Annotated in this window: 5 protein-coding genes and 4 pseudogenes; 3 read left to right on the forward strand and 6 right to left on the reverse strand. The window is 53.6% G+C overall.

Features of this window, described 5'->3' with window-relative positions; all coding sequences use genetic code 11:
• From ACMX3H_RS17285 to ACMX3H_RS17295, 3 genes and pseudogenes are all read left to right on the forward strand, one after another.
• The coding region (locus ACMX3H_RS17285; RefSeq protein ID WP_415209556.1) for a transposase domain-containing protein at window positions 1-110 on the forward strand (110 nt) is incomplete at its 5' end.
• Window positions 111-140: 30 nt separating this feature from the next.
• Window positions 141-497: pseudogene (locus ACMX3H_RS17290) on the forward strand (MFS transporter); the annotation flags it as partial.
• Window positions 498-773: 276 nt separating this feature from the next.
• Window positions 774-1391, forward strand: coding sequence for an MASE1 domain-containing protein (locus ACMX3H_RS17295; protein WP_415211695.1), 618 nt, complete (start codon window positions 774-776; stop codon window positions 1389-1391).
• A 27-nt stretch (window positions 1392-1418) separates the two neighbouring features.
• On the opposite strand, the pseudogene ACMX3H_RS17300 reads toward ACMX3H_RS17295, so the two are convergent.
• The 6 genes and pseudogenes from ACMX3H_RS17300 to ACMX3H_RS17325 all read right to left on the reverse strand — a co-directional run.
• Window positions 1419-1523 (reverse strand): annotated as a pseudogene (locus ACMX3H_RS17300) (DUF1488 family protein); the annotation flags it as partial.
• Window positions 1520-2338, reverse strand: coding sequence for a shikimate dehydrogenase (gene aroE / locus ACMX3H_RS17305; protein ID WP_415211696.1), 819 nt, complete (start codon window positions 2336-2338; stop codon window positions 1520-1522). The gene aroE and the pseudogene ACMX3H_RS17300, both read right to left, overlap by 4 nt.
• A gap of 19 nt (window positions 2339-2357) precedes the next feature.
• The gene (gene tsaC / locus ACMX3H_RS17310) at window positions 2358-2930 is read right to left on the reverse strand and encodes an L-threonylcarbamoyladenylate synthase type 1 TsaC (protein ID WP_415211697.1); all 573 of its coding nucleotides are present in this window, start codon (window positions 2928-2930) and stop codon (window positions 2358-2360) included.
• Window positions 2920-3473: pseudogene (locus tag ACMX3H_RS17315) on the reverse strand (topoisomerase DNA-binding C4 zinc finger domain-containing protein). The gene tsaC and the pseudogene ACMX3H_RS17315 overlap by 11 nt, the downstream one beginning before the upstream one ends.
• 23 nt (window positions 3474-3496) lie before the next feature.
• Window positions 3497-3970, reverse strand: coding sequence for a DUF494 family protein (locus ACMX3H_RS17320; protein WP_415211698.1), 474 nt, complete (start codon window positions 3968-3970; stop codon window positions 3497-3499).
• Window positions 3942-4271, reverse strand: a pseudogene (locus ACMX3H_RS17325) (DNA-protecting protein DprA); the annotation flags it as partial. The pseudogene ACMX3H_RS17325 and the gene ACMX3H_RS17320, both read right to left, overlap by 29 nt.
• Window positions 4272-4407 lie beyond the last annotated feature (136 nt).

A 4407-nucleotide genomic window follows, 5' to 3' on the forward strand; every position in this document is an offset into this window, starting at 1 on the left:
GCGTGGAGCCGGAAGCGTATCTGCGCCATGTGCTGGCGATTATCGCGGATCATCCCATCAACAAAATCAAAGAGCTCCTGCCGTGGAACCTCACCATCCCTGCTGAATAACTGTCAATACGGCGCTGGGCGTACGCTTACCCGGCGTGGGTCATGCTGATGCTTTTTTGGGGCGGGCTGTGCCGCTCAATGCAGTTCACCGGCATCAGTTCGCTGGCGTTTGCCGATGTTCCCGCCTGCGAAATGAGTTCCGCCAATACGCTGTTTAGCACCGCGCTGCAATTGTCGGCGGGACTGGGGATTACCCTGGGCGCGCTTGCCGTCCGCGTGGGCGAGCTTATCGCCCGGCATAGCGGGTTGGAGGCGATACCGGGCATCAGTTTCCGGCTGGCGTTTGTGTTCATCACGCTGGTCACCGCCGTCGGGCTTATAGATTTGCTGCGTTTACCGGCTAATGCCGGCGACGGAGTGACGAGAAAAACGCCTATCCGCAAATGACGACGCAGGTTACCTGGGGATGCGCCGCTCACCAATAAACGGAAACAGGCGGCGAGTCATCCTCGCCATTTGTTTCCTAAACCGGCAAACGGAATGCAGGGAACGCATTCCTTGACTGATTGAATTGACAATCACGATAGGCGATATAACTTATCTGCAATTCGCGCGCAAATTATGTCACGCCTTTTATGATAAAGACGAGGGAACGTTGACGTGTGTGAGTGACATTCGGGTTAACGGTTACCTAGTGAATTCACTAAACAATGAGATAGATCCATGAAACCTGCGGCAATGTCTTTTATCCCCAATATACCGATACTGGGGATATGGTTATTGGTTTATTATCTTTCTGGGATAATATCGGTTCAGTTTGACAATCCCGAGTTGCATGTTGCCCTTATCTGGTTTCCGGCGGGCGTCGCGACAGCGGCATTTCTCCATTATTCCATGCGGCATTGGCCAGTGCTGCTGCTGACATTTATCATTATCGATTTTTCGGTGAGCCATCCCTCCAGCGAGCATCTATTTTTCAATATAGTGTTTGCCGTGGTTTCGTTGCCATCCTCTCTGGCCATCGCTTGGATTATCAAGCGGTTCGCCCGACCTGGTGATGATATTAACATCATATTCTACTGGTTCATCACGACTAGCTTGGTCAGCCTGATAGACTCTCTTTGCTTTGCACTGGTCTTCGCATTCGAGACCCAAAAAGCATTTGGGCAGATTTTCTGGGCATGGTTCATCGCAGATATCAGCGGCAACTTCTTTTCCACTACCGTAATAATGGGATTTATCAATAACAGGCTACGGCCCACCCCCCTCTTAACGCGACATTTACTCCTTGGCGTGATATATCTGGGTGTTTATGGTGCTATACACTACGTGGGCTTTTAGCGGCAATGTAAATGCCTTCAGCTTCGGTAAAGCGACAGGCGTACGCTTACCGCCCACCAGTGCTGGGAAGCACACGCCTTGACGCTCGTCATCCCATTGCTCCAGATCCGGGAAATGTATCGCCTGGTTCATGCAGCCAGCTCCGTGCGCAGGGTTTCCAGTACCGGCAAAACCGAGGGCAATACGCCATGCCACAGGAAGAATGCCGAGGCCGCCTGACCCACCAGCATGCCGAGCCCATCGGCGCAGTGTAGCACGCCGTGCCGGCGACTCCAGGCGATGAACGGCGTTTCGCCTTGTTGATAAAACATATCGTAGCAGCAGACCGCAGGCGTAATGACGGAGGCCGGCAGCGGCGGGATACCGCCCTGCACCCCGGTAGATGTCGCGTTGATGATCAGGTCGTAATCCGGCGAGCCGAGGCGCTCAAGCGGTAGTGCACTGATATCGCCGACGTGATGGTAAAACTCCACCAGCTCTTGTGCTCGGGGGAAAGTACGGTTGGTCAGCACCACTTTGCAGCCGTAGGCTAGCAGCGGCAGGATCACCCCCCGCGCCGCGCCGCCAGCGCCCACTAAGAGCACCCGGCTGTCTTGGCGCAATAGCGCGAGACGCTGCAAATCGCTGACCAAACCAATGCCGTCAGTGTTGTCCCCCAGCAATACACCGTCCGGCAGTTTCTTGATGGTATTCACCGCCCCGGCCAAAGACCCGCGCTCGGTGAGCTGATCGCACAGCGAGAACGCGCGTTTTTTAAACGGCAGGGTAATATTCGCCCCCAATCCTCCCGCGTCGAAAAACTGCCGCAGCGTTTGCTCAAAACCGTCCAGCGGTGCCAGCACGCGGCCATAAGGATGGGATAGACCTGTTTCGGCGGCAAAAAGCGCATGAATGCGCGGTGACCGACTATGGTTAATCGGATTACCAAAAACGGCATAGGTATCCATGGTGTCACTCCGGTGATAGTCAGCCCTGACGAATCAATTCGCCGCTCAGGGCATCGCGAATTTCAGAAGGATTGCGCCGCCCTTCCACCGCTTCGTCCAGTACCGGAAAAGCTGCGCCTAATTGCTCACGCACTTCGCCGGCGGTACGCGCCGGCGGCAGCCCGGTCAAATTAGCGCTGGTAGACACCAGCGGCTTGCCGAAAGCAAGGCAAAGACGCCGCACCGGTTCAAATGCGCTAACACGTACCGCCAGTGATGCGTATTGTCCCGTTAACCAGCGCGGGGTTGTGGGACGGGCCGGTACCACCCAGGTAACGGGACCCGGCCAACAGGCGAACATCCGCTCCCGCGCGGCATTATCCAACGCGCTGTCGTCAATATAATCCGTGAGCTGGGCGTAATGAGCGGCAACCAGAATCAACCCTTTTTGCCACGGACGCTGTTTTAGCTTGAGCAGCGCCTGAACCGGGCTTTCGCTGTCCGGATCGCAGCCCAACCCGAACACGGCCTCTGTCGGATAAGCGATAACCTGCTGCTGACGCAGCGCCGTCACTAAACTTGTCAGGTCAGACAAGAGAGATTTATTCTTCATTATCGTTTGTCGCTACCGGCCTGCCGCAGCCTTTATCGGCACAAAACCGCTTTACGCCGCGGGCGGTATTTTTCTCCATTAACAGCGGGAAATGGCAATACGCGCATTCCCCCGCCCCGGGCTGATTATTCAATGCATATTTACAGGCGGGATACCGATAGTAGGCGTAAAAACTTTTACCAAAGCGCGATGTGCGTTGCACCAGCTTACCGGTGCGGCATTGGGGACAAGTAAATGCCGTGGCGTCAGCCACCGCCGTGGGCGCAATATGGCCGCATTCGGGATAGTTCGAGCAGCCGATAAACATGCCGAAGCGCCCCTGACGCAATACCAGCGTTGATTGACATTCCGGGCAAAGCTGCCCTTCGAGCACTTTCACCACATGCCCATCACCCTTAGGCTTTAGGAAGCGAATATAGTCGCATTGCGGGTAATGGGAGCAGCCCAGAAAGGGGCCGTGCTGTCCAGAACGCATAACAAGTTCTGCCCCGCATTGGGGCAGGATGCCGTGTGCTTCGCGGAAAAAAGCGCAGCTTTGGTCATAGCGTTACGTCATCTTTAATGCATCAATGCAGACGCTGTTCGTCTTCTTCAAAAACCAGATCTTCCATTTGCTGATAGGCATTTTCACAGCCTGGAATATTAAACAGCACCATAAGAATAACCCACTTCAGATCTTCTAAATCAAATTCCGCCGCGTCCAACGCCATCACACGATCAATGACCATCTCGCGGGTTTCAAGGTTCAACACCTGAATCTGTTCAAGAAATAATAAGAAACCGCGACAGTCGGTATCCAGGAACTGACTCTCTTCATCAGTGTAGATACGCATGGCAAGCGGATCGGCATTCAGCGCAAAAGCTCTGCCCTGCCCGTCCTGCAAATCAGCCAGTTTCTCCAGCCAGTTTAACGCATTATAAATATCGTCCTGATGAAAGCCCGCTCGGGTAAGGTCATCGGTCAATTTATCCTGATCCACGCACATTTCGACTTCATTGTGGATGTAGGTTTCAAACAAATACATTAGTACGTCGAACATGGCCTGCCCTCCTTAATCGGACATAGCCGCCGGGTACAACTGCGATCCATCCTGCTAACTCCAGTTCGAGCAGTTTCACCACCACCTCTGGCACAGGTTGACCGGCACGTTCAGCGACGACGTCAACAGGTGTAACCTCATCCCCTACGTTAGCCAACACATCGGCAAATGGCAATTTAACTTCGCATTCTGTTGCAGAAATAATTTCCGTCTTATTCGGCGCCAGCCATTTTAAGTCACTGCACAGGTGTTCAAATATCTCCTCCGGGCGGCTAATAAGCGTAGCGCCCTGCCGGAGTAAGCGCCCCGTGGAGGACGTCTTGAATTATTGGTGGGTTTGTTGTATGAGACAGTAAACCTACGTTACACGCTTATGCTCATTGCATTTTCACATTGTATTGATTTTAATAACTTTTATTTCCATCCCGGTTTGAGTG

This window comes from Sodalis sp. (in: enterobacteria), from assembly GCF_047607725.1.
Lineage (GTDB): Bacteria > Pseudomonadota > Gammaproteobacteria > Enterobacterales > Enterobacteriaceae > JBLKSS01.